Genomic DNA, 22,300 nt, shown 5'->3' with positions numbered 1-22,300 from the left:
AATGACGGGACGCATGTCCGCAATTGCGGGAACAGTCCGCGATCTGGGCATTCCACTGCCCGGACGCCGAATCGACTACGACGTTGCCGGAAAGGTCGTGCTGATCACCGGCGGAGGCGACGGTATCGGTTCCGCGCTGGCGCGCACTCTCCACCGGCGTGGGGCCACCGTGGCGCTGGTCGACGTCAACGAAAGTTCATTGGCAACGGCCGAGCGCTCATTCGAGTCACAGCGAGTCGTGACGGTCACGGCCGATGTCCGAGATCGGGACGGCATGACCGCAGCCGTGCAAACGATCATCGAGCAGCTGGGCAGAATCGACGTCGTGGTGGCCAACGCCGGAATCACCCCTCCCCCGGCAACATTGCGCCAGATCGATCCCGACGCCTTCGATCGCGTGCTCGACGTCAATCTCACCGGCGTCTTCAACACAGTGCATCCGACCATCGACGAGGTGATCCGCAACAGTGGGCACATCGTCGTCGTGTCATCGGCAGCGTCGTTCGCCCCAGGTTTGGGCGGCGCTTCGTACATGATCAGCAAGGCTGGGGTCGAAGCGCTCGGCCGGGCGCTGCGTCTCGAGGTTGCCGGCTACGGCGCCACTGCCGGCATCGCGTACTTCGGGATGGTGGATACACAACTTGCACGCGCCACACTCGACGACGACGAGATCGGGCGCAAACTCGACGCTCGACTACCCGGTCCCCTCCGTCATCGAATCTCCCCGGACCGTGCCGCCACGGTGATCGCAGACGCGATCGCGCGCCGCGCCGCGCGGACCCTTGCCCCCGCTGCCTGGGAACCCTGGGCGTGGGGACGCGGATTCATCAATGTCCTGGCCGACGGCTATCTGGCCAGGGACAAACAGGCACACGACCTGATCCGCGAACTCGAAGACAGAACCACCGCTGCGGCCCCGACGAATGCATCAGCCCTGACAAAGGCATCCAGGAGATCATCATGACCACGTTGTGTGCAGCCTTCCAGCGAGTGTCGGCGGTAGCGCCCGACGCGGTGGCCCTGCGAGACATCGGCGATGCGCGAACACTGACGTGGCGCGAGTACGCCGAACAGGTCCGCGAGGTTGCCGCGGGATTGGCCGGAATCGGCGTGGGACACGGCGATACGGTTGCCCTGATGATGAGTAACCGCATCGAGTTCTATCCGATCGACGTCGGTGCCCAACATCTCGGCGCGACGTCCTTCTCCATCTACAACACGTCGGCACCCGAAGCCATCCGTTACATCCTCGCCAATTCCGGTGCACGGGTTCTCGTCTGCGAAGACCGGTACGTGGATACGGTCCTCCGCTCGGGCGCCACACTCGAGACGATCGTCGTCGTCGACGCGCAATCGCATGTCCACCAGCCCGGCACCGTGACCCGGGAGCAGATGAAGAATTCTGCCGCATCGGATTTCGATTTCGAGGGCACCTGGCGTGCGGTGAAACCGAACGACGTCGCCACGTTGATCTACACCTCCGGCACGACCGGCAACCCCAAGGGCGTCGAGACGACTCATGCATGCCTGTTGTTCGAAACCAACGCCGTAAGCGCTGTACTCCCCGTCGAATTCGGTGACCGCATCACCTCGTACATGCCGTCGGCGCACATCGCCGATCGGCTCACCTGCCTGTACATGCAAATGGTGTTCGGCACCCAGATCACTGTCGTACCGGATCCGAGCCAGGTAGCGGCCGCGCTTCCGGACTGTCGTCCCACGATCTGGGGCAGCGTCCCCCGTGTGTGGGAAAAGCTGAAAGTTGCAGTCGAATCGGCTGTCGCCAACGAACCGGACGACGCGCGGCGAGCGGCGTTGCAGTGGGCACTCGACGTCGGTCGCACTCGTCTCGCACACTTGCGAGCCGGTGAAACAGTCCCCGCCGAACTGGAAGCGGACTACGCCCGAGCCGATACGATGGTCCTGTCCGCTCTGCGTGCGAAACTCGGCTTTGCCGAACTGAAGTGGGCCATCTCTGGCGCCGCACCGATTCCGCCGGAAACCTTGGCATTCTTTGCGGCCCTGGGAGTTCCGATCTCGGAGATCTGGGGAATGTCCGAGCTGACATGCATCGCAAGCACCGCGCCGGCCGAGCCGACCAAGCTCGGAACGGTCGGAAAGTTGCTCCCAGGCATGGAAATGCGCATCGAGGCGGACGGCGAGCTACTGGTTCGAGGACCGTTGGTCATGAAGGGGTACCGCGGCGAACCCGCAAAAACGGCCGAAGCGATCAGTGCAGACGGGTGGCTCTCGACCGGAGATGTCGTCACCGCCGACGCGGACGGCTACCTCACGGTGATCGATCGCAAGAAGGAGCTGATCATCAACGCGTCGGGAAAGAACATGTCACCGGCCGCCATCGAGACGGCAGTGAAGACGTCGTCGTCGTTGATCGGTGAGGTCGTGACGATCGGAGACGGCCGAAAGTTCAACACAGCGTTGATCACACTCAGCGCCGACGCCGCGGTCGGAGCGGCACGCTCACTGGGACTTGCGTCCGAGGCCGCGGTACTCGCCAAGGACGCTCGGATCGTCGACATCGTTGCAACTGCTGTCGCCGAGGGAAACTCGCGTCTGTCGAGGGCCGAGCAGATCAAGCGGTTTCACGTACTCACCACGTTCTGGGAGCCAGGCGGCGACGAGCTGACACCGACGATGAAGCTCAGGCGCAAGCCGATAGCCGAGAAGTACGCATCCGAAATTGCAGCCCTCTATGCGGATTCGGTCGTAGAGGACGTCTACGAGCCTGCGCCCTGTGCATAGATCAGCGTCTCGGTGGCCTTGACCACAAACGTAGCGGCCGATCCCGGAACGAGATCGAGTTCGGCCGCTGCGCTCGCCGTGATGTCGGCAGACAAGCCCGGCTGGCCGGCTTCGTCCTCCGCTCGCACTCGGACGACATCGCCTCGGTTTTCGATCTCCGCGATCGTGACCGCAAACGCATTTCGTGGGCTGCCGTGCGGCGGATCCAGGTAGACCGACACTGCTCGCGGCTCGAAGACCGCCACGGCGGCACTGCCGGCCGGTAGGTCGGTCTCCGTCTGGCCCGCGATATCCACCCCGACCGGACTTCTGAGCACTCCGTCTCCGGCCATCGTGCCGCTGCGCAAGTTGATCCCGGCGATGCGTGCTGCGAATGCACTACGCGGGCGGGTCAGAACTGTTCGTACGTCACCACGTTCGACGACCCGGCCACCGTCCATGACGACAACCGTGTCGGCCAGCGCAAGTGCGTCCAGAGCGTCGTGCGTGACCAGTACGGCAGTGCGATCGCCGGTCCTGAGCACTCGGCGCAGTAACGACCGCAGCGCGGGGGCGGAGGCGACATCGAGCGCGGACATCGGTTCGTCGAGTAGAAGCAGTTCGGGTTCAGCAGCCAATGCCCTCGCCACTGCAATCCGTTGCGCTTGGCCACCGGAGAGTTGTGAAGGCTTGCGGTCAGCCAAATCACCGGCGTCGACTGCGTCCAGCCAATGGCGCGCGGACTCGGCGGAATCGCGACGCGACCGCCCTGCACTGCGCGGCGCGAACGCCACGTTCGCAGCCGCACTGAGATGGGGAAAGAGAAGTGCCTCTTGCGCGAGTAGGGCAGTGCCGCGCCGATGGGGTGCCAACGCGACTCCCCTACGGGTATCGGTGAGAACGCGGGAATTGAGTTCGATCAATCCGCGCCGCGGATGATGCAGTCCGGCTACCGCCGCCAGTACCGTCGACTTGCCGGCGCCGTTCGGCCCGAGGATGGCGGTCACCTCGCCCGCCGCGACGTCGAACGTCGCAACGACGTCGCGCTCCGGAATCTCGATGTCGACGTGGAGGCCACTCACAACGAACCCGCCGATCCGCGTCCACGCACCGCAACCACGATGACCACCGCGACTACGACCAACACCAGCGAAAGCGCTACCGCTGCATCCGGATCGGTCTCGCGCTGGAGATAGATTTCCAGCGGCAGGGTACGCGTCACCCCTTGCAGACTCCCCGCGAAGGTCAGCGTCGCACCGAATTCCCCCAGTGCGCGAGCGAAAGCCAGAACTGCCCCTGACACCAGACCGGGAAGCACCAGCGGCAGAGTCACCCGGCGAAGCACGGTGGTCGGGCGGGCTCCGAGCGTCGAGGCAACGGCCTCGTATCTTGTACCCGCAGTGCGTAGTGCACCTTCGAGGCTGACGACGAGGAACGGTAGCGCAACAAACGTCTGCGCCAGGACCACCGCGGTTGTCGAGAATGCTATCTGGATGCCGAGCACTTCCAACTGCTCACCGATCAACCCTTTGCGCCCGAACGTGTACAGCAACGCGATACCGCCCACCACGGGCGGCAGAACCAGCGGGAGCAGAATCAAGGATCGAAGAACGGACAGCCCCCGAAAATGACTGCGCGCCAACACCGCGGCCATCGGTACCCCGAACAGGATGCACAGCAGCGTGCTCATTGCCGCTGTCTTCAAACTCAGTTTCAACGCGGCAACCGACGATTCGGAAGTCACGAGTTCCCAGAACTGCGACCACTGCACGGTGGCCAGCATCGCCGCCAAGGGCGCGATGACAAACGCTCCGCCGATCAGCGCCGGAAGGTAAATCCATACCGGCAACCCGAGCGGAGCCCGGACTGCCGGTCTTAGGTGTGTCACGGGGCAGCGAATCCCGCGTCACTCAGAACTGCCAGGCCCTTGGGCCCCTTCACGAGATCGACGAATTTGGTTGCCGTTCCCGAATTCTTCGAATCCTTCAGCACCGCAATCTGGTACAGGTTGACCACCGTGGTGGCTTCCGGGAACGCGACCGTCTGCACCTTGTCACCCGCGGACTTCGCGTCGGTGACGTAAACGATGCCGGCATCGGCCTGCCCGGACGTCACCTTGTTGAGAACGTCCGTCACCGACGATTCCTCACTGACGGGCGAGAGGGTCTCACCTGTGGCCGTCTCGACCTTCTTCGTAGCCGCGCCACACGGGACCTGCGGAGCGCAGATCACCAGTTGTGTCCCCTCCTTTGCCAGATCGGCGAAGGTCGCGATGCCCTTCGGATTGCCAGGCGGTACAACGATCGTCAAGGTATTGCTCGCGAAATCCGAGGGCGACCCCGCGACGACACCGGCATCGGTGGCCTTGGTCATGTTGGCGGCGTCAGCCGAGGCGAACACGTCAGCCGGTGCGCCCTGGGTGATCTGGGCGACGAGATCCGAGGACCCGGCAAAGCTGAATGTGACCGATGAACCGGGGTTCTCGGACTCGAACTCCTTGCCGAGTTCGGTGAAGCTGTTCTTGAGTGACGCCGCCGCGAAGACGGTGATGCTTCCCGTGGCACTGTCACTGGAAGTGGTCGTGGTCGGAGCGGCCGACGACGTCTCCGACGACGAATTGTCGGAGGAACTACAACCGGTCACCAGGGCAAGCGAAAAGGCACCTGCTGCAACAAGTCCGACTACACGCTTCACGAATTTCCTCCAGTATGTTCAGAACTACGGCGTTTCCACGATGACCGTGGTGGCCTTCACGATTGCGACTCCGATACTCCCGACCTCGAGTCCGAGCTCCCGAACCGCGTCGGTACTCATCAACGAGACGACAGTGAAGGGCCCACACTGCATTTCGACCTGGGCCATCACCTTGTCGGTGACGACCTTGGTGACGAGGCCGGCGAACCGGTTGCGGGCCGAACTCGCACCCGCGAGCGGATCGGCCGGTGCGGGTCCGGCGTTGGACCGGGCGAAGCCCGCCAACTCGGCACCGTCGATGACCTTGCGGCCGGAGTCGTCCGTCCTCGCGGTGAGAAGCCCACCGTCGACCCACCGTCGAACGGTGTCGTCACTGACACCGAGCAGACCGGCAGCTTCGCGGATTCGAATGTTGGGCACCAGGTGATCGTAGGTCGCAAGTGCGGACCTAACAAGCCGAAATACTCCGCAGATGCGTGAACTAGTCAATCATGATCACGTATCTGCGGAGCATTGTCGATAGTTGCCGTAGACGAGTCAGCGCATCATTCTTCGGCCTAGGGCACGCGGCAGGAGTCGGTGCTGAACCCTTGCTCGGTGATCCCCAACGCCGAATACATCCGGGCGCGCATGTTTTCGAGCCCGATCTGATAGGTCAGTTCCACGACGCCCGCTCGCCCGAACCTGCGCTCGAGATCCGCGACCTGCTCGTCCGTCACCCCGTTCTCCCCGTGCGGGTCACCGGTCATGGCATCGGCGTAGGCGATCGCGGCCCGCTCGTCCTCGCTGTACTTCGGTGAATCCCGGTAATTCGCGATCCCTTTCAGCTTGTCGATGTCCAAACCGTCCAAGCGCGAGAGCATCGTCCCGAAGTCGACACACCACGAGCAGCCGACAGTCCAGGCGACGCGATAGACGGCCAGTTCACGAATGTTCGACGGCAGCACCTTCGACGCCTTCTGCACGGCCAACTCGTGACGGGCAGCCGCGACGAACAATTTCCGATGGTTGGCCAGGACGGCAAAGGGCTCGGGGACTTCGTCGTACTGCCTGGCGGCGAATTTGTATGCCACTTTGATCAACGGACTGGCTTCCGACGGTGTCACTGCGGGAATGCGAGTCATGGCAAGCCTCCGTATGTTCTGGGGCACCGGATTCGATGCTCTCTACAGAGTTGGACGATGGCGGCGAATCAAACGTGACAAGCACCGCGTCCGAGCGGATGTGAGGATGCGGTGTCAGCCGACTAAGCTGCAAAGATGCCTTCGACGCCCCGCAACCGCACCGTCTCGCGTCTGCAGCCGTTCGCATCCACGATCTTCGCCGAGATGACAGCGTTGGCCACACTTCACGACGCGGTCAACCTCGGTCAGGGCTTTCCGGATACCGACGGTCCTGCGGCCATGCTCGAAGTAGCGCGCCGAGCCATCGCCGAGGGCGTCAATCAATACCCGCCCGGTCCGGGCATGCCCGTCTTGCGTCAGGCCATCGCGGAGGATCGGCGCATCCGCTACGGACTCGACAGTGATCCCGACTTCGAAGTTCTGGTCACCGTCGGCGCCACCGAGGCGATCAGTGCTGCAATTCTCGGACTGGTCGAACCCGGCGAAGAAGTAGTGCTGATCGAGCCGTACTACGACTCCTACGCTGCATCCGTCGCATTGGCAGGCGCTGTGCGTCGGACTGTTCCGCTGGTCGCCGCGGGAGACGGATTCGCGGTCGATCTCGATGCATTGCGCGGCGCGATCACCGCCAAGACGAAGATGCTGATCGTCAACAGTCCTCACAACCCCACCGGCACCGTATTCACCGATCATGAACTTCGAGCGATCGCCGAACTCGCGTGCGAACGCGACCTGATCGTGTTGAGTGACGAGGTCTACGAGCACTTGGTCTTCGACGGCCTCACCCACACACCGATGGCGTCGCTCCCGGGCATGCGTGAGCGCACCGTCACTGTGTCCAGTGCCGCAAAGACTTTCAATGTCACCGGCTGGAAGACCGGCTGGGCGATCGGCCCCCGAGAACTCATCGACGGAGTCCGTGCCGCCAAGCAGTTCATGTCATTTGTTGCCGGTGCACCATTCCAACCGGCCGTTGCCTACGCGCTGACCAACGAACAGCCGTGGGTCGTCGAACTTCGACAGAGCTTGCAGGGCAAACGGGACGTACTCGGAAAAGCTCTGACCGAGGCCGGTTTCACGGTGCATTCCGGCGGCGGCACGTACTTCCTCCTTGCCGACATCAGACCGTTGGGTGAAACCGACGCGGGAGATTTCTGTCGCGCACTGCCCGAGCGTATCGGCGTCGCGGCCGTACCGGTCGACGTGTTCGCGGACAACCGCGACGATTGGAAGCACCTGGTGCGCTTCGCCTTCTGCAAGCAGGACCACATTCTTTCCGAAGCTGCACGCCGTCTCCACCTGCTCCAAGAAACAGCGCACCCATGACAGCGCGGACCATCCCGACCGCATTCGTCCACCGCTACCTCGCGTTCTCGCCGGACAACGACGTCGATTTGTCTGGTGCACTGCGAGCTGCTGGGATCGACCTGGAGACATTGTCGGACGCTCGCGCGCGGCTGACCCCAACTCAGGTCACCACCTTCATTCAAACCACCTGGCAGATCACCGACGACGAATTGTTCGGCCTCGGATCCGCCCCGGTCCCCCGTGGCACTTTCCGATTGATCTGCCTGACGTTGATCCATTGCCCTGACCTCGGATCAGCGTTCGCTCGAATGTCCGACGTGATCCGTGCGCTACCGGCTCTGGCCCCACTGGCGATCGAAAAGGGCGAGGAAAGCACGCGGGTGAGCTTCGCAGTCCGCGCTCGCGAAGGCGTCGCCGAACCTGATGTCGCAGAACGTGTCACAACCGATTTTGTCCTGATCTTGCTGCACCGATTTTCCGCGTGGTTGATCGGAAAGCGCGTCCGACTTCGGGCAGTCGAATTTCCGTACTCGGCACCGGATGCGCGGTTGGCGCAGGACTACGACTACATCTTCGGAGCGCCGGTCACCTTCGGCGCGCAGCGAGCGGCACTGGAGTTCGACAACTCGGCCATGCGCGCACCGATCATCCAAACCGAGGAGACGTTGGAGGAGTACCTCCGAGAATCTCCGATTCAGCTCATGTCCGAACGCGATTACGACAGCACTGCGTCGGCGCAGGTGCGACGGGTCCTGGAACTCGGGGTGAAGGGGCGAACCTCCACGGCCGAGGAGATCGCCGAGATGCTCTCGATCAGCGTTCCCCATCTGCGTCGACTGCTGCGGCGTGACGGAACATCACTGAATCAACTACGCGAGGAAGTGCTCCGCGACGTAGCCATCGCTGGTTTGCGGCGCGGAGAATCCGTCGAAGTACTCTCGGCGCGATTGGGGTTCTCCGAGCCCAGCGCGTTCCGTCGGGCCTTCAAACGATGGACCGGCGACACTCCGAGTTCGTACCGCTAGCTGACGCAGAACTCGTTTCCTTCGGGATCGGTCATCGTGATCCACACGCTCGGCCCCTGCGCTCCCCGGTGCAGGATCGTCGCCCCCACCGTCTCGAGGTGCGCTGCGACATCCTCGCGCTTGTCGCCCACTCGTATGTCGAAATGGAGCCGGTTCTTCACCGTCTTCGATTCCGGAACCAGTTGGAACAGAACGCGGGGACGTTCGGGATGCTCCGGATCGCTGATGGCTGCACCTTCGCGCCAGACGAGAACTCCCTCGAAGGTCGTGGTGTCAGATTCCTTGGCGTGACCAGCAGCGACGAGGCCCCTGATGAAGTCTTCGTCGCTGGGCTCCGCTGCCCACCCGAGTGCTGCGGCCCACCACTTCGCCTGTTCGTGCGGGTGTGCCGAATCTACTGTGACTTGAAATTCGTATCCCATGTTCCGACGTTAACGCCGACCACCGACACCTAGTGAAGGTTCAGCCGAGCCCGGGCATCAGTCGACACTCTTGATGGTCTTCATGGTGATCAGCGATGTCACCCGCGAGACAGCCGGAAGCCCGCTGAGCTTGGTGACCATGAAGTTCTCGTACGTCGCGAGATCTTTCACCGCGACCCGAATGAAGTAGTCGGGAATTCCGAACAACCGCCGACATTCGATCACTTCGTCGAAGGCGGCGACCTGGGATTCGAAGTCCTCGATGGTCGCCTGGTCGTTGACTCCGATCTCGGCGGTGACGATCACTTGAAATCCTCGGCCAAGCGCTTCCTGACTGACGATCGCGCGGTACCCGGTGATGATTCCGTCGGCTTCGAGCTTTTTCACGCGGCGCAGGCAAGGGGACGGTGTCAGACCCACCAGATCCGCCAATTCCGTGTTCGTCAGACTCGAGTCCTGACGGAGGTGAAACAAAATTGCGTCATCCATGGCATCCATCGCACTATTATTGCGCACTGTTCAATATGTGGGCATTCTGAGCAATCGATCACCTCGATCTTTGTTATAGATTTGCGTCGTGATCGAACCAGCATCGTCGACGGCCGCGCCTGCCGTCGAACTCTCGCCGCGAACCCCGGCGTGGCGGCATGCCTTCCAACTGTCGCTGCCGGTCGGATTCGGCCTGCTCCCACTCGGGATAGCCCTGGGCGTTCTTGTGGTCCAACAGGGCCTCAACCCTTGGTGGGCAGTCGCTTTCACCTCGCTGATCTACGCCGGATCGCTGGAGTTTCTCGCCGTCGGAATGGTCGCGGCCATGACACCACTGCCGTACGTCGCTCTGACCGCACTGCTGGTCAACTTTCGACATGTGTTCTACGCCTTGAGTTTTCCGCTGGAAAAGATTCGCAACCCATTCGCTCGCTTCTACAGCATGTTCGCGCTGACCGACGAGGCCTATGCGATGTCGGTAACTGCCGATCCCAAGGCACTCACCGGACGCGTCATCGTCTACTCCCAGCTGTACCTCCACGGCTACTGGATCGGTGGCGCGATCCTGGGCGCGACGGCAGGACAGTGGATTCCAGATTCGATAGTCGGTCTCGACTTCGCTCTGACCGCACTGTTCGTCGTCCTCTCGATCGAGGCAATTCGCGCACAAAACGGATTCGCGGTGCCGGTCGCTGCGGTCACCTGCGCTCTGGTCGCCCGGCTCGCAGCCCCGGATCACATGCTGCCAATTGCAATGGGCGCCTTCGTGCTCTTCCTGATCGGCCGCTTTGTCTACGACTCACGAAAGGCGAAGATCGATGCCTGACACCTCGTACATCTTTGCGGCGGTCGCAGTCATGGCCGTGGTCACCTTCGCGCTGCGCGCAATCCCCTTCGCCGCGCTCATGCCGCTGCGCTCCTCCGCCCTGGTCGGCTACCTCGGCATCTACATGCCGGCGGGCGTCATGCTGATCCTCGTGATGTATTCACTCAAAGGGGTGTCGATCACCGCCCCGTCTCACGGCCTCCCCGAACTGATTGCAGTGTGTGCCACGATCGTCGCGCACCTGTGGCGAAAGAATGCCGTCCTGAGCATCGTTGTCGGAACGACGATCTACGTTGCGCTGGTCAATACCGTGTTTGCCTGAGCAATTCCCATCCGGGAGCAAAGCAGCTTTACTCCCGGATGGGTGATTTGTAACCTCCAGGCGCTTATCTGAACAGTTGAACACTTATACGATTTCAGTAGGGTGGCCGCCGGCCGCGACTGAAAGATCGGTGAGGTTCGATGTCCACGACAATGACCACGACGGGCACCCGAATCGCCGGCGCTTGGCACAGTCTGGATCGAGGCCAGCGTCGAAGCATCATCGGAATGACCGTCACCGTCGTTGCACTCAACGTCGTCGGGTGGGCAGTTCTTCTCGGTCTGGTTGTCCCCGGCCACTACACGATCGAAGGCAGTGTCTTCGGCATCGGACTCGGTGTCACGGCGTACACGCTCGGCATGCGCCATGCTTTCGACGCCGATCACATCGCCGCCATCGACAACACCACTCGGAAGTTGGTGGCGGACGGCAAGAAACCGATGTCCGTCGGTTTCTGGTTTTCACTCGGGCACTCCACCATCGTCTTTGTTCTCGTCGCACTTCTGGCGTTGGGTGTGCGGCAACTTGCCACCAGCCTTTCCGACGACAACTCCGATCTGGAAAAGTGGACCGGCTTGTTCGGCACCACCATTTCCGGAACGTTCCTGATCTTGATCGGCCTCCTGAATCTTTTCTCTCTCATCGGGATTCATCGGGTGTACACGAAGTACAAGGCCGGAACCTTCGACGAGGAGCAACTCGAGAAGGAACTCGACAGCCGCGGCGCCCTCAACAAGATCCTGGGCCCGGTGATGAAGATGGTTCGCAAGCCCTGGCACATGTACCCGGTCGGCCTACTGTTCGGACTGGGATTCGACACCGTCACCGAAGTGGGACTGTTGGTGATCGCCGGCGGCGCGGCAGCGACAGGGCTCCCGTGGTATTCGATCCTCGTTCTACCGATACTCTTCTGCGCCGGGATGTCTCTGTTCGACTCGATCGACGGATCGTTCATGAACTTCGCTTACGGTTGGGCATTTGCCCAGCCGGTACGAAAGATCTACTACAACATGGTGATCACCGGACTCTCGGTGGCAGTGGCACTGCTGATCGGGACCCAGGAAATCATCTCGATCTTCACCGACAAACTCGACATCCACGACGGGATTCTCGGCGCCATCGGGAACTTGGATCTCGGCGCGATGGGCTTCATCATCGTCGGACTCTTCGTCGTCACATGGATGATCGCCCTCCTCGTGTGGCGGTACGGCCGCATCGAAGAACGGTGGCAGGCACAATCCGTTGCCGCCGCACCTCGATCGACCGCTGCATAGTTTGGCAATCCGAGTCTTCTACGCACATTCAGTGCGTTTCCCACATTTATCGGAAGACGCATCCCGCGGAGTTGGCGAGATGCAATAGTGGAGTTCGAACGGGGTCAGCCCCGGCTAGGAGAAACGGTGCGGATACGTCATGCGGTAGTGGGTGCGGCAATCACGGGACTTGTTCTTGCAGTGGCAGGCTGCGGTAGCGGCGACGGCGAAGCTGCCGAAGGACCAGGCATCGCCGTGGCGACGGAAACCAAGCAAGTTCCCGACCGGGTGACCGTGCATCGACCTGGCTTCATCGACACCAGCATTTCCCCGTTCGACGTGCCTGCATGGCCAGGGCCGCACCCCTCCGAATTCCTCGAGCCCAACCCGCCGTCGGGCGAGAGCGGTGAGATCGCCGGCGACCAAGCTGCGGCAACGTACGCGGCCTCGCTCGACAACCCCGGTGCACTATGGAATGTCGGTGGCACGGTGCAATGGCTGGTTGTCGATCCGTTCCGTGAAGGTCTTCCACCGAGGTCTCCGCACTGACCGGATCCAACGATCGTTGCGAATTCAGTTCGGCCCCAATGCAGCACAGAACTCGCCGGGTTGATCGACATGCAACCGCAGCCCACCGATCGTGGTGGGACTGGCCTTCGAGAGCCGTTTCGGGAGCGTGACCGAGAGCGGCCGATCGAAGTCTATGTCCACGACAGTGCCGTCGGGCCCCGGCAGAACCAAGCGATCGTCGACAATCACATTTGCTGTCTCACCGAACCTTCGGACCATGCTCGCCCGCGAAATCCGTGATCGGTCCACCTCGACTCGAATGCCCGTGCCGGATCGAAACACTACCGTTCGAGCCGAGACGAGGTGCGGGTGCACGACGCGTCCGGCAAGCCAACCGCCAATCGCAATCAGCGACAACACCGTTGCAACGAGCAGCACGACGCGAAGCCACTGCCACGGCACCAGGAAGTGAATCGCTACGGCCTCGATCACACTCGCCGCAACAAATGCCACCGGTATCGACATTGTCCCCCTCGCGTAGCCGAAAGTCGCTGTATCACTGGAACCTCCGTCTCTCCGACCCGTCGAGAGCAACCACAGTGATCGGATCACTCTGTACCGCCTGACATGAGACGTGTTGAGACGCGCGCGACCACTTCACGTTGCGCTGGATCGGGCACCAGGTCCGCGATCCCAACCGAGAATCCCACACCTGCGGAGTCTCCGTCTGAGTACACATCGCCGAGCACCCCGTCCAGTGATTCCTCCAGTTCGTCCGACAAGTACGCGATCTCGTCTGCAACCTCGGCTACCTCGCGCCCAGACAGAGCGGCGAAACGACGGTACAGATCGACAATTCTCTTCCGGTCGCCCTCGTCGGACAGCAATCGCGCAGCCGTGGAGAACAGTTCGTGTGGCGCTGCTCCCGAGATCGCCACCAATTCCCACATGTCGCGTTCACGCTCGAACAGACGCCGAACCGAATCCGTCGGGGACGACGCGATCAACTCGTCGAACGCAGACAGCAACTCCACCGGAAGCGGCGAGACCACCCGGCCGGCGCCTCGCGCCGAGAGCATTTCCTGGAGGCGCACTCGCTGGTCTGCGAGGACGCGCTGTTTCCGGTCTATCTCCGCGATCACGGAGGAAAGATCTTCGGCGAAGTCGTCCGGTTCTCGTGCATCGATCGGCTTCGGTTCGATCATCGCGGCAATGGATCCGAGTGGAATGCCGGCGGCGGAGAGCCAACGAATGCGCATCAGCCTGACCAGATCGGGAAGTTCGTAAGTTCTGTAACCGTTGGACAGTCGTCTCGGCTCGGCCAGCAGCCCCAGTCGGTGATAGTGCCGAACGGTCCGCGGAGTGGTGCCTGCCGCACTGGCCACGTCGCTGATTCGCATACGAACAGCATCAACTATGACGCTACGTCATAGTCAAGGCCGGCATGCCGGCCTTGAGGCCTAAGGTCCTGTTCTGCCTGCCAATAGTTTCGCAGACGAATTTCGCGGGTATTGATCACTTGCGGCGGCGATTTCCAGAGCGAGGGGTCAGCCGCGCAAGGTCTGCCCCCGGCTGTCACTCGCCGGGTGGCGGGCCGCCAAAACCAGCGGGCCGCCKAAAACAATCTGTGCCAGGCGATGATTTCGATGCAAACGACACGACTCGACACCATCCTGATTCTGATCGTCGGGACGGCAATCGGACTGAGCGTCTGGCTGGCCACGCAGGAACCATTCGTGTCGATCGGACTCGGAATCGCAACGGTGGTGATCTGCTGGATCTCTTGCTCGATGATCCACGGCTTCCCACACCGATCGACGAAGGACATGCGTCCGCGCGAGAACCAGGATCGCGAGTCACCGAAACGGCAGTGAGTGGTTCACCTGTCGCAGGTGAACCACTCACTTCGGTCAGAGGATCACACCTCGTCAGGTCGCCAGGTCGCGACGGCCCAGATCACGGCGACGTCGAGGGCGATGATCACGATCGACCACAGCGGGTAGTACGGCATCCACAGGAAATTCGCCACGATCGAGAGCGCCGCGATCACGAAGGCCATGCCGCGGGCCCACGTCATGCCGACGAACAATCCCAGCGACACCGCGATGCCGATGATTCCGAGCACGATGTGGATCCAACCCCATGTCGTGACATCGAATTCGAAGGTGTAGTTGACTCCGACGATCAGCAGGTCGTTGTCTGCGAGAGCCGCGATGCCCTGGAGCAACGCGACGATTCCCGCGACGAAGAGCAGGCAGGCTGCCGCCACCGTGGTCCCGATGGCAAAGCCCTGTCGGACAGGATGGTTCGCATGAGATTGGTGCGGAGCAGTCATGACGTCCCCTTCTTCGGCGAAATAGCGTGAGAACAGTATTCAAAGGTTCACGCCGACGGACATCACCCAGCAAGGATGAACAGCCGTCCAGCACTGCAATCAAAATTCATGGGAACATATGTTCGATTTCGGTGTACGGTGGAGCCTATGACCGCCACGATGCAACCGTCTCTGTTCGACAACGGTGAGCTCGGCGTTTCTTTGGCCGATCTCGACGGCACGGTGCAGCGACGTATTCTCACCGCCGGCGCATGGGTCGACCATCGCCCGGCCTGGCTGACCGGATCGGAGGCCGTGTTCGACAATCTGGAGGCTACGGTGCCGTGGCGTTCCGAACGGCGTCAGATGTACGACCGCGTTGTCGACGTCCCTCGTCTGGTGTGTTTCTACGCAGAGAATCAACCACTGCCGGACGCGCTTCTCACCGAAGCCAAAGACGCGCTGAGCAGTCACTACTTCGACGAACTCGGTGAACCATTCGCCACGTCGGGTCTGTGTTTCTATCGCGACGGTTCCGACAGCGTTGCCTGGCACGGGGACGACACGGGACGAAGTCGCACCGAGGACACGATGGTGGCCATCCTGTCTCTCGGTGCGGCTCGCCCGCTCCTATTGCGCCCTCGTGGGGGCGGCGAATCCATCCGCTTCAATCTCGGACACGGAGATCTACTCGTCATGGGCGGATCCTGCCAACGCACGTGGGAACACTGTGTCCCGAAGAGTGCGCGGGCCCTCGGGCCGAGAATCAGCGTTCAATTCCGCACTCGCGGAGTTAGATAGCGTCGCGGAGTTCGTCTCGCAGCGCCTTTCGATTGAGCTTGCCGACGGCCGTCTTCGGTATGGATTCTGCGAAAACAACCCGACGCGGTTTCTTGTACGACGCCAGTCGTTCGCCGACGTGCGCGACCAATGATGCTTGCAGTGCGTCGTTTTCGACGGTCCCGTCCTCGAGTACCACCACAGCCGTGACCGCCTCCACCCACTTGGCGTCGGCGGTACCCACCACGGCGACCTCACGGACAGACGGATGCGTCAGGAGTGCATCCTCGACTTCACGGGGGTAGACGTTGTATCCGCCGCTGATGATCATGTCCGAAGCTCGGTCCTTCAAGAACAAGAATCCTTCGGCGTCGAACTGACCGATGTCACGGGTGTGAACCCAGCCGTCTTCGGTGAAGGTGTCCGCATTCAGTTCCGGTGCATTGAAGTATCCGGCGATCGCCGATGGCGAGCGGATCACGATTTCACCCGGTTCTCCCTGGGGCACTTCGTTTCCCTCGCCGTCGAGCAGCCTGATCTCGACGTCGATGGCGGGCTGACCACAGGACAGCAGGCGATCTTCCGTGTGATCCTCGGGCCGTAGGACTGCGATACACAGCGGTGCCTCGGTCTGCCCGTAGTACTGGAGAAAACGGTGTTGCCCCCACGCCTGCATTGCACGTTCGATGGTGGCCAGCGGCATCGGCGACGCACCGTAGATCACGGATTTCAGACTCGAGATGTCTGCGCTCGCAAAATCAGGGCGTTCGAGGAGCATCTGAATCATCGTCGGCACCAGATTGATTGCCGTAGCCCGATGCTCGGTTATCGAGTCCAAGAAGGTCGACGGGTCGAATCCGGGAAGGATGACGGTCTTGCCGCCACGCAGCCAGAACGGAAGCACGAAGACACCGCTGGCATGAATCAGTGATGCCGCGTGCAGCATCGTGTCGTCCTGAGTCGCCGGAAGCAGATTGAGCAGAACATTGCGGCAGATGCCGGCGTAGCTGCGCTGAGTGTGCTGCGCGGCCTTCAATGTTCCCGTGGTCCCGGAGGTGAACAGCGTCAGGATCACATCGTCGGGAGCTAACTCGACGTCCGGTGTGTCCGAAGGCATGCTCTGTGCTTGGTCGAGCAGCGAACGCTGCCGCGCCGAACCTGTTTCCAGCCCGATGAACGTACGTTCGGGGAACCTGGCGGACAGTTCAGCGGCGCGGTCGGCGAGGTCACTACCGAAGACGACGTGCGAGGTGTCGGTGTCCTCGAGCATTCTCGCGTGCTCGTCGAGCGAGAGACGCGAGTTGAGCGGAACCCTGTTGATGCCGGCTTTGACACAGGCAAAATCGACGGGGACGCTGGCAAGAGAGTTGTTGACCAGCAATGCAACCCGTGCACCACGCCCGATACCGAGGGCGATGAATGTGTGCGCCAATCGGCTGCTGAGTTCGTCCACTTCCGTGAACGTCATCGATCGATCGCCGAAAACGACGGCTGTTCGCGATCCGTGCTGTCGCGCACCACGGGCGATCAGGTCTCTGGTTATGGGCATCATGGTTCAGTTTCCTCGTTCGAATTCGGGTTGTTCTCGAACCGGCCGTGCCGGCCGGCGCCCGCGGCGAACGCAGCAGCGCCGCGCACACCTTCAGCGATGACAATGGGATTTCCCGCGACGCCCTCGGCCCGCAGTGCTTCGGCAAGTGGTAGATCAAAAGATCGGTAGGCCGACGCGCGATCCGCGAGCATGCAGAGTTGAGGGAAAGCGGACAACTGGTGCGCAAGCTCCTTGGCTGCCTGGAGTGACTGCCCCACTGGAACAACACGATTGGCCAGTCCGAAGGCCAGCGCCTCCGGAGCGTCGACCGGGCGACCGGTCAAGATCATGTCGAGCGCTCGCCCCTGCCCGACGATTCGCGGCAGTCGCACGGTCCCACCATCGATGAGAGGAACTCCCCAGCGCCGGCAGAAGACTCCGAAGACGGAATCCTCCTCGCAGATCCTCAGGTCCGCGAGCAATGAAAGCTCGAGCCCTCCTGCAACCGCGTATCCGCTGACGGCGGCGATCAACGGTTTGGACAACACCAACCGACTCGGCCCCATCGGGCCGGTGCCGCCGCCTTCCGGATGCAACTCGTGCACGCGGGCGGGGTCGGAGACTGCGGTCAAATCCGCACCGGCACAAAATGTGCCGCCCGCGCCCCACAGAATCGCCACCTTCTGACTCTCGTCCGATTCGAACTCCAGGAAGGCATCACGCAACTGCGCCGCCATCGGCCCGTCCACCGCATTCTTGCGATCAGGGCGATTCATCACGATGACGGTGACGCCACCGTCACGCTCCACATAGACATCGCCACCTGGTCGATCGGAGTCGGTCACGATATTTCCTCACTGCTCGCGGATAAGGTTTCCCGGTACCCACCATGCCACTTGTAACAGAATTTGTCAGGAGTTGTTCAAAAGTTGTTACAAACTGATCGAAGAATGTCCGCAACCCGAGTTGTGCTGGACCTCGCAACGGCGAGTCCGGACACCGAGTTCAGCACTGCAGTGCTGACCCGGGCCGGCGAGATCGTCGGTGTCAGCGCATCGAGCGTTCGCGTGGCAACGGGCCGCCTGTGCCGCGAGAACAAACTGCGTCGCACCGCTCGTGGAACGTACGTCCTCAACCCGGACGGCATCCCCACCTACAGCGAGGTCGAGGGGTGGCGAACTCGTACCGATCGCATACGCCCCTGGGACGGCACGTGGATAGCCGTCGAGCACTCAGCGCTCAAACGAAGCGACCGCACTGCCGCCCGAAGACACGATCAGGCGCTGCGCCTGGCGGGCTACGAGGAGTGGAAGCCCACACTCGCCGTCCGCCCGAACAATCTGCTCGGCGGCACGGACAGCGCCCGCCGCACTCTCCGCCGACTCGGCGCCGCCCCCGAATCGGCTGTCATGGAAATCGCTCACCTTGCCCCCGAGGATGATTCGACAATCCGCACACTCTGGAACTCGGAAGCACTGTTGGTCGACATCGCCGAGGCCCGTGAAGCACTCACACAGGCGCAAACACGCCTGGCGACAATCAGCCGCGAGGAGGCTGCCCGTGAATCACTTGCCTTGGGCAGCGCGGTGATCGCGGTCATCGTGCGCAATCCGCTCCTTCCGGAAGAACTCGAACCGACGCAGCCACTGCGTGAACTGATCTCGCACATGCTCGAGTACCAGGACGCATCTCGCGAACTGTGGCAGTCACTGCTCCAGTTCTGATCGACTTCTTCCAGAAGGTAATTCAGTACGTTGCGCGGCCACCGCTGGCGTCGTACACAGCACCCGTCGAGTAACTCACCGCCGACGACGACAGCCAGGAGATCAGTTCGGCGATCTCGTCGGCCCGCCCCATCCGTGCCATCGGCGTCAAAGACTGCGAACGAGCGAGGATGGCCGGATCGGTGCCGGCATTCATAGGACTTTCCACGGCCGCGGGAGCAATCGCGTTGACCAGCACACCGGTGGTGGCGACCTCTTTGCCGAGCGACTTCGTCAGCGCGACGACTGCCGCTTTGGACGCGGAATATGCACTCTGATTCGGGTTTCCGTCCTTGGCCGCAATACTCGCGAGATTGACGACCCTCCCCCACCCCGACGCAACCATCCCCGGCACGAACGCCCGGCACATCAGGAATGTTCCTTCGACGTTGATGCGGAACGTACGCCGCCAAGCCGTGAGGTCGACGTCGACGAGTGGCGCTGATGGTCCGACGATTCCCGCACTGTTGATCAAGATGTCGACCCTGCCGAGTCTGGTCCGAAGCGCATCGACTGCTGTCGGATCACTCACGTCGAGTTGTTCGTCCGCACCCTGGGCAAGATCTGCCGTTACCACCCGAACTCCCCTCTCCGTCAACATCTTTGCACTGGCGGCGCCGATTCCGCTCGCACCGCCGGTAACGAGCGCGGTGACGCCCTCTGGATAGCCCTGCATCATCTTCACTCCCGAGTTTCTGTGCGCTACGCACTCAATTTATGTTGCAAACAGGCATAATTGCCGTCACACTGTGTAGAAATTCTGAATATATGGCGTTTGTTGTCGACGTCAAATACCTGGAGGCCTTGCCGATGGAAACCCGCTGGTTGCACGCGTTTGTCGCGGTTGCGGAAGAACTTCACTTCGGGCGGGCCGCATCACGGCTCCAGATGGCCCAGTCGCCGCTCAGCCAGATGATCCGAAAGCTCGAAAAGGACATCGGCGTCAAGTTGTTCGAACGAAGCACTCGCAGCGTCGCACTCACGTCCGGCGGACATGCCTTTCTCCCCCACGCCTATCGCGTCATCGAGAACATGGAGACGGCACGACACGCTACGCGTGCGTCGTCGGGAGGCGTCTACGGACGAGTCACGATCGGGTTCACCGGAGTGCTCAACTATCAAGCACTTCCGCCGCTCACCCGCGCGTTGCGTCAGCGCTATCCGGAAGTCGAACTGACACTCCTCGGCCGAATCATGACGCGCGACGCGATCATTCAACTCGAGAGCGGCGCCCTCGACCTCGCCTTCGTCGGACTACCGGTGGAATCCGCATCACTGTCTACCCGACTGATCCGACGGGAGGCGTTCGGCGCCGTACTTCCGATCGACCATCCCCTTGCCGAGAGGGACGCGATCGATCTCCGCGAATTGGCCGACGACGGATTCGTGACCACCCCGCTCTCGGCCGGCTCGGCCCTCCAGGAAACCGCGATGCGCGCCTGCATGAACGCAGACTTCAGGCCTCGCGTCGTCCAGGAGATCACCGATCCGTACATGATCCTCATGCTCGTTGCCGCCGGCGTCGGTGTAGCGCTGATGACGTCCGGCATGGCTGCTATCACCCCACCTGGCAGTGTGTTCGTCCCACTCACCGGCGAGCCGACGTTCATGAACCACGGAATTGCCTGGTCACCCCGGCATATGACCGATGCACTCGCCGTCGCACTGGAGACGTCCGAGGAGATTCTGCCGACGCCGGAGATTGAGACCAAAAACGTCATTATCTGAGACTCATTTAGTGTTGGACGCGCCATAGTCCTTCGTGGCACTGTCGTCTCAGCCGCCGAAAGGTGAGGGACGTCACCGATGCGTGGTGCATCACCAAACGTGCCGCCACGGCCGGCCCATCGGGACGAAAGGACTTCACATGGCACCACCGATCACCTCCACCGGTTCCACGCACTCCACCGAAGAGCATCCGAATTCGAACGCGCGCCGCGCCGCCGTTTCGGGCTTCCTCGGCAGCACCCTCGAGTACTACGACTTCTTCATCTACGGCTCCGCAGCCGCGCTCGTGTTCCCCAAGATCTTCTTTCCTGGCGGCGGCTCGACGGCAACGCTGCTCTCGATCAGCACCCTGGGCGTGGCCTACGTCGCCCGCCCACTCGGCGCAGTGCTGTGGGGACACCTCGGCGATCGGTACGGACGCAAGAACGCGCTTCTCGCCTGCCTGCTCCTCATGGGTGTTGCGACGGTCATCGTCGGTTGCCTGCCGACCTACGACCAGATCGGCATCGCCGCGCCGATCATTCTCGTCTTGCTTCGCCTTCTTCAAGGGCTCTCTGCCGGCGGTGAATCACCCGGCTCTTCGGCACTGACGCTCGAACACGCACCTGATCACCGTCGTTCGTTCTTCACCTCGTTCACCATGAGCGGGATCATGTTCGGCATCGTCGTCTCCAGCCTGGTATTCATCCCAGTGGCGAGCCTGCCCGACGAAGACCTCTACTCGTGGGGTTGGCGAGTTCCCTTCTGGCTCAGCATCATCGTGACCGTCGTCGCGCTGTGGCTACGTCGCGCCCTGGATGAGCCCGAGGTATTCGAGGAACTCAAGGAACAGGACGAGACGGCCGGAATTCCCGTCGTCGAGATGTTCCGCTCGCACTGGCGCACCGTGATCCGTATCAGCATGAGCTCGACCTTCGCGATGATCAACACCATCGTCAACGTCTTCGCCCTGGCGTACGCCGTCGAATCCGGCTTCGAACGCTCCACGATGCTGTGGGCCATCGCGACCGCCAATTTTGTTGCCGTACTGACTCAGCCGCTGTTCGGCATTCTCTCGGATCGCTACGGACGTAAGCCCATCTTCGTCGTCGGCGCCATCGGAGCCGGCTTGATGATCTTCGTCTTCTTCCATTCGATCGGAACCCAAAGCGTCCCCATGGTCTTCGCTTCGGGAATCGTCATGATCGGAATCTTCTACGCGATGCCCAACGGCACGTACCCGGCATACTTCCCGGAGCAGTTCCCCGCGAAGGTCCGATACACCGGAATGGCCGTCAGCCTCATGCTCGGACTCCTTGTCGCCGGCTTTACACCGGCTATCGCCCAGGCGATCTCGGCCGGAGACAAGAGCAACTGGACACCGGTTGCATGGATGTGCCTGGGCTTCGCCGTCATCTCCGCCATCGCGGCAATGACCGGACCGGAAACGTACCGCACGCCCACAGCAGAATTGCCGCGAGGGGCCGTCC

25 protein-coding genes and 1 pseudogene are annotated in these 22,300 nt (G+C 61.9%); 13 read left to right on the top strand and 13 right to left on the bottom strand.

The genetic code is table 11. The features are described from left to right. Position 1 precedes the first annotated feature (1 nt). Together AC1DWA_RS02365 and fadD11 are read left to right on the top strand one after the other, a co-directional pair. Positions 2-964, top strand: coding sequence for an SDR family oxidoreductase (locus AC1DWA_RS02365; RefSeq protein ID WP_029536915.1), 963 nt, complete (start codon positions 2-4; stop codon positions 962-964). Continuing rightward, on the top strand, positions 961-2,763 hold the full coding sequence (gene fadD11, locus AC1DWA_RS02360; RefSeq protein ID WP_477846832.1) for a fatty acid--CoA ligase FadD11: 1,803 nt from the start codon (positions 961-963) through the stop codon (positions 2,761-2,763). The genes AC1DWA_RS02365 and fadD11 overlap by 4 nt, the downstream gene beginning before the upstream one ends. Here fadD11 and AC1DWA_RS02355 read toward each other — a convergent pair. The 5 genes from AC1DWA_RS02355 to AC1DWA_RS02335 all read right to left on the bottom strand — a co-directional run bounded on the left by AC1DWA_RS02355 (position 2,739) and on the right by AC1DWA_RS02335 (position 6,560). Further along, a complete protein-coding gene (locus tag AC1DWA_RS02355; RefSeq protein ID WP_477846831.1) occupies positions 2,739-3,824 on the bottom strand; it encodes a sulfate/molybdate ABC transporter ATP-binding protein in 1,086 nt (361 codons plus the stop codon). The genes fadD11 and AC1DWA_RS02355 overlap by 25 nt on opposite strands. Continuing rightward, the gene (locus tag AC1DWA_RS02350) at positions 3,821-4,630 is read right to left on the bottom strand and encodes an ABC transporter permease (protein WP_020970514.1); all 810 of its coding nucleotides are present in this window, start codon (positions 4,628-4,630) and stop codon (positions 3,821-3,823) included. The genes AC1DWA_RS02355 and AC1DWA_RS02350 overlap by 4 nt, the downstream gene beginning before the upstream one ends. After that, the gene (gene modA / locus AC1DWA_RS02345; RefSeq protein ID WP_477846830.1) at positions 4,627-5,436 is read right to left on the bottom strand and encodes a molybdate ABC transporter substrate-binding protein; all 810 of its coding nucleotides are present in this window, start codon (positions 5,434-5,436) and stop codon (positions 4,627-4,629) included. The genes AC1DWA_RS02350 and modA overlap by 4 nt, the downstream gene beginning before the upstream one ends. Positions 5,437-5,460: 24 nt before the next feature. After that, on the bottom strand, positions 5,461-5,856 hold the full coding sequence (locus tag AC1DWA_RS02340; RefSeq protein ID WP_020908827.1) for a TOBE domain-containing protein: 396 nt from the start codon (positions 5,854-5,856) through the stop codon (positions 5,461-5,463). 137 nt (positions 5,857-5,993) lie between these two features. Next, positions 5,994-6,560, bottom strand: a complete 567-nt coding sequence (locus AC1DWA_RS02335; protein WP_477846829.1) for a carboxymuconolactone decarboxylase family protein — start codon at positions 6,558-6,560, stop codon at positions 5,994-5,996. 135 nt (positions 6,561-6,695) lie between these two features. On the opposite strand from AC1DWA_RS02335, the gene AC1DWA_RS02330 reads away from it, so the two are divergent. Further along, entirely contained in the window at positions 6,696-7,886 is a 1,191-nt protein-coding gene (locus tag AC1DWA_RS02330; protein WP_477846828.1) for a pyridoxal phosphate-dependent aminotransferase, read from the top strand. Next, positions 7,883-8,893: an AraC family transcriptional regulator gene (locus tag AC1DWA_RS02325; protein WP_019744973.1), complete on the top strand. Its 1,011-nt coding sequence runs from the start codon at positions 7,883-7,885 to the stop codon at positions 8,891-8,893. The genes AC1DWA_RS02330 and AC1DWA_RS02325 overlap by 4 nt, the downstream gene beginning before the upstream one ends. On the opposite strand, the gene AC1DWA_RS02320 is transcribed toward AC1DWA_RS02325, so the two are convergent. Further along, the gene (locus tag AC1DWA_RS02320; RefSeq protein ID WP_003940409.1) at positions 8,890-9,315 is read right to left on the bottom strand and encodes a VOC family protein; all 426 of its coding nucleotides are present in this window, start codon (positions 9,313-9,315) and stop codon (positions 8,890-8,892) included. The genes AC1DWA_RS02325 and AC1DWA_RS02320 overlap by 4 nt on opposite strands. 57 nt (positions 9,316-9,372) lie before the next feature. Beyond that, a complete protein-coding gene (locus AC1DWA_RS02315) occupies positions 9,373-9,813 on the bottom strand; it encodes an Lrp/AsnC family transcriptional regulator (RefSeq protein ID WP_020970517.1) in 441 nt (146 codons plus the stop codon). 79 nt (positions 9,814-9,892) lie between these two features. Between AC1DWA_RS02315 and AC1DWA_RS02310 the strand changes: the two genes are divergently transcribed. The 4 genes from AC1DWA_RS02310 to AC1DWA_RS02295 all read left to right on the top strand — a co-directional run bounded on the left by AC1DWA_RS02310 (position 9,893) and on the right by AC1DWA_RS02295 (position 12,754). Continuing rightward, positions 9,893-10,630 (top strand): AzlC family ABC transporter permease, encoded by a 738-nt coding sequence (locus AC1DWA_RS02310; protein WP_020970518.1) that lies wholly within the window; start codon positions 9,893-9,895, stop codon positions 10,628-10,630. Then, complete coding sequence (locus tag AC1DWA_RS02305) at positions 10,623-10,952, top strand: branched-chain amino acid transporter permease (RefSeq protein WP_070385591.1); 330 nt, start codon at positions 10,623-10,625, stop codon at positions 10,950-10,952. The genes AC1DWA_RS02310 and AC1DWA_RS02305 overlap by 8 nt, the downstream gene beginning before the upstream one ends. Before the next feature lie 140 nt (positions 10,953-11,092). Then, a complete protein-coding gene (gene nicT / locus AC1DWA_RS02300; RefSeq protein WP_477846827.1) occupies positions 11,093-12,226 on the top strand; it encodes a Nickel transporter NicT in 1,134 nt (377 codons plus the stop codon). 126 nt (positions 12,227-12,352) lie between these two features. Continuing rightward, positions 12,353-12,754, top strand: a complete 402-nt coding sequence (locus AC1DWA_RS02295) for a hypothetical protein (RefSeq protein WP_197941789.1) — start codon at positions 12,353-12,355, stop codon at positions 12,752-12,754. A 24-nt stretch (positions 12,755-12,778) separates the two neighbouring features. Here the strand turns inward: AC1DWA_RS02295 and AC1DWA_RS02290 are convergent, their stop codons facing one another. Then, positions 12,779-13,240, bottom strand: coding sequence for a hypothetical protein (locus AC1DWA_RS02290; protein ID WP_020970521.1), 462 nt, complete (start codon positions 13,238-13,240; stop codon positions 12,779-12,781). 83 nt (positions 13,241-13,323) lie between these two features. Beyond that, on the bottom strand, positions 13,324-14,115 hold the full coding sequence (locus AC1DWA_RS02285; protein ID WP_197941788.1) for a MerR family transcriptional regulator: 792 nt from the start codon (positions 14,113-14,115) through the stop codon (positions 13,324-13,326). 246 nt (positions 14,116-14,361) lie between these two features. On the opposite strand from AC1DWA_RS02285, the gene AC1DWA_RS02280 reads away from it, so the two are divergent. Then, positions 14,362-14,589, top strand: a complete 228-nt coding sequence (locus AC1DWA_RS02280; RefSeq protein ID WP_477916456.1) for a hypothetical protein — start codon at positions 14,362-14,364, stop codon at positions 14,587-14,589. Between the two features lie 44 nt (positions 14,590-14,633). On the opposite strand, the gene AC1DWA_RS02275 is transcribed toward AC1DWA_RS02280, so the two are convergent. Then, positions 14,634-15,050 (bottom strand): DUF7144 family membrane protein, encoded by a 417-nt coding sequence (locus AC1DWA_RS02275; protein ID WP_003940106.1) that lies wholly within the window; start codon positions 15,048-15,050, stop codon positions 14,634-14,636. 147 nt (positions 15,051-15,197) lie between these two features. On the opposite strand from AC1DWA_RS02275, the gene AC1DWA_RS02270 reads away from it, so the two are divergent. Next, positions 15,198-15,830, top strand: coding sequence for an alpha-ketoglutarate-dependent dioxygenase AlkB (locus AC1DWA_RS02270; protein WP_151531549.1), 633 nt, complete (start codon positions 15,198-15,200; stop codon positions 15,828-15,830). Here the strand turns inward: AC1DWA_RS02270 and AC1DWA_RS02265 are convergent. Continuing rightward, complete coding sequence (locus AC1DWA_RS02265) at positions 15,823-17,361, bottom strand: AMP-binding protein (RefSeq protein ID WP_021332179.1); 1,539 nt, start codon at positions 17,359-17,361, stop codon at positions 15,823-15,825. The two genes, AC1DWA_RS02270 and AC1DWA_RS02265, sit on opposite strands and share 8 nt — an antisense overlap. Beyond that, positions 17,358-18,185: a crotonase/enoyl-CoA hydratase family protein gene (locus tag AC1DWA_RS02260; protein WP_019744984.1), complete on the bottom strand. Its 828-nt coding sequence runs from the start codon at positions 18,183-18,185 to the stop codon at positions 17,358-17,360. Before AC1DWA_RS02260 ends, AC1DWA_RS02265 begins: the two co-directional genes overlap by 4 nt. Positions 18,186-18,290: 105 nt before the next feature. Here AC1DWA_RS02260 and AC1DWA_RS02255 point away from each other — a divergent pair, with 105 nt between their 5' ends. Next, positions 18,291-19,064 (top strand): hypothetical protein, encoded by a 774-nt coding sequence (locus AC1DWA_RS02255; protein WP_019744985.1) that lies wholly within the window; start codon positions 18,291-18,293, stop codon positions 19,062-19,064. Between the two features lie 22 nt (positions 19,065-19,086). Here the strand turns inward: AC1DWA_RS02255 and AC1DWA_RS02250 are convergent, their stop codons facing one another. Next, positions 19,087-19,779: an SDR family NAD(P)-dependent oxidoreductase gene (locus tag AC1DWA_RS02250; RefSeq protein ID WP_113683351.1), complete on the bottom strand. Its 693-nt coding sequence runs from the start codon at positions 19,777-19,779 to the stop codon at positions 19,087-19,089. 134 nt (positions 19,780-19,913) lie between these two features. Here AC1DWA_RS02250 and AC1DWA_RS02245 point away from each other — a divergent pair, with 134 nt between their 5' ends. After that, complete coding sequence (locus AC1DWA_RS02245) at positions 19,914-20,831, top strand: LysR family transcriptional regulator (protein ID WP_047889918.1); 918 nt, start codon at positions 19,914-19,916, stop codon at positions 20,829-20,831. Positions 20,832-20,970: 139 nt separating this feature from the next. Then, positions 20,971-22,296, top strand: a pseudogene (locus AC1DWA_RS02240) (MFS transporter); the annotation flags it as partial. Between the last annotated feature and the right edge of the window lie 4 nt (positions 22,297-22,300).

The sequence above is a fragment of the Rhodococcus sp. P4_F3_2 genome (assembly GCF_056401335.1).
Note: the sequence above shows the minus strand (reverse complement) of the source record. Positions and strands in the feature narration are given on the sequence as shown.

Coding starts and splice junctions, on each gene's coding strand:
- AC1DWA_RS02275 (WP_003940106.1), bottom strand. CDS start 15,050: ATGACTGCTCCGCACCAATCTCATGCGAACCATCCTGTCCGACAGGGC.
- AC1DWA_RS02305 (WP_070385591.1), top strand. CDS start 10,623: ATGCCTGACACCTCGTACATCTTTGCGGCGGTCGCAGTCATGGCCGTG.
- nicT (WP_477846827.1), top strand. CDS start 11,093: ATGTCCACGACAATGACCACGACGGGCACCCGAATCGCCGGCGCTTGG.
- AC1DWA_RS02290 (WP_020970521.1), bottom strand. CDS start 13,240: ATGTCGATACCGGTGGCATTTGTTGCGGCGAGTGTGATCGAGGCCGTA.
- AC1DWA_RS02245 (WP_047889918.1), top strand. CDS start 19,914: ATGGAAACCCGCTGGTTGCACGCGTTTGTCGCGGTTGCGGAAGAACTT.
- AC1DWA_RS02250 (WP_113683351.1), bottom strand. CDS start 19,779: ATGCAGGGCTATCCAGAGGGCGTCACCGCGCTCGTTACCGGCGGTGCG.
- AC1DWA_RS02335 (WP_477846829.1), bottom strand. CDS start 6,560: ATGACTCGCATTCCCGCAGTGACACCGTCGGAAGCCAGTCCGTTGATC.
- AC1DWA_RS02330 (WP_477846828.1), top strand. CDS start 6,696: ATGCCTTCGACGCCCCGCAACCGCACCGTCTCGCGTCTGCAGCCGTTC.
- AC1DWA_RS02270 (WP_151531549.1), top strand. CDS start 15,198: ATGACCGCCACGATGCAACCGTCTCTGTTCGACAACGGTGAGCTCGGC.
- AC1DWA_RS02280 (WP_477916456.1), top strand. CDS start 14,362: ATGCAAACGACACGACTCGACACCATCCTGATTCTGATCGTCGGGACG.
- AC1DWA_RS02325 (WP_019744973.1), top strand. CDS start 7,883: ATGACAGCGCGGACCATCCCGACCGCATTCGTCCACCGCTACCTCGCG.
- AC1DWA_RS02265 (WP_021332179.1), bottom strand. CDS start 17,361: ATGATGCCCATAACCAGAGACCTGATCGCCCGTGGTGCGCGACAGCAC.
- AC1DWA_RS02255 (WP_019744985.1), top strand. CDS start 18,291: ATGTCCGCAACCCGAGTTGTGCTGGACCTCGCAACGGCGAGTCCGGAC.
- fadD11 (WP_477846832.1), top strand. CDS start 961: ATGACCACGTTGTGTGCAGCCTTCCAGCGAGTGTCGGCGGTAGCGCCC.
- AC1DWA_RS02315 (WP_020970517.1), bottom strand. CDS start 9,813: ATGGATGCCATGGATGACGCAATTTTGTTTCACCTCCGTCAGGACTCG.
- AC1DWA_RS02285 (WP_197941788.1), bottom strand. CDS start 14,115: ATGCGAATCAGCGACGTGGCCAGTGCGGCAGGCACCACTCCGCGGACC.
- AC1DWA_RS02365 (WP_029536915.1), top strand. CDS start 2: ATGACGGGACGCATGTCCGCAATTGCGGGAACAGTCCGCGATCTGGGC.
- AC1DWA_RS02320 (WP_003940409.1), bottom strand. CDS start 9,315: ATGGGATACGAATTTCAAGTCACAGTAGATTCGGCACACCCGCACGAA.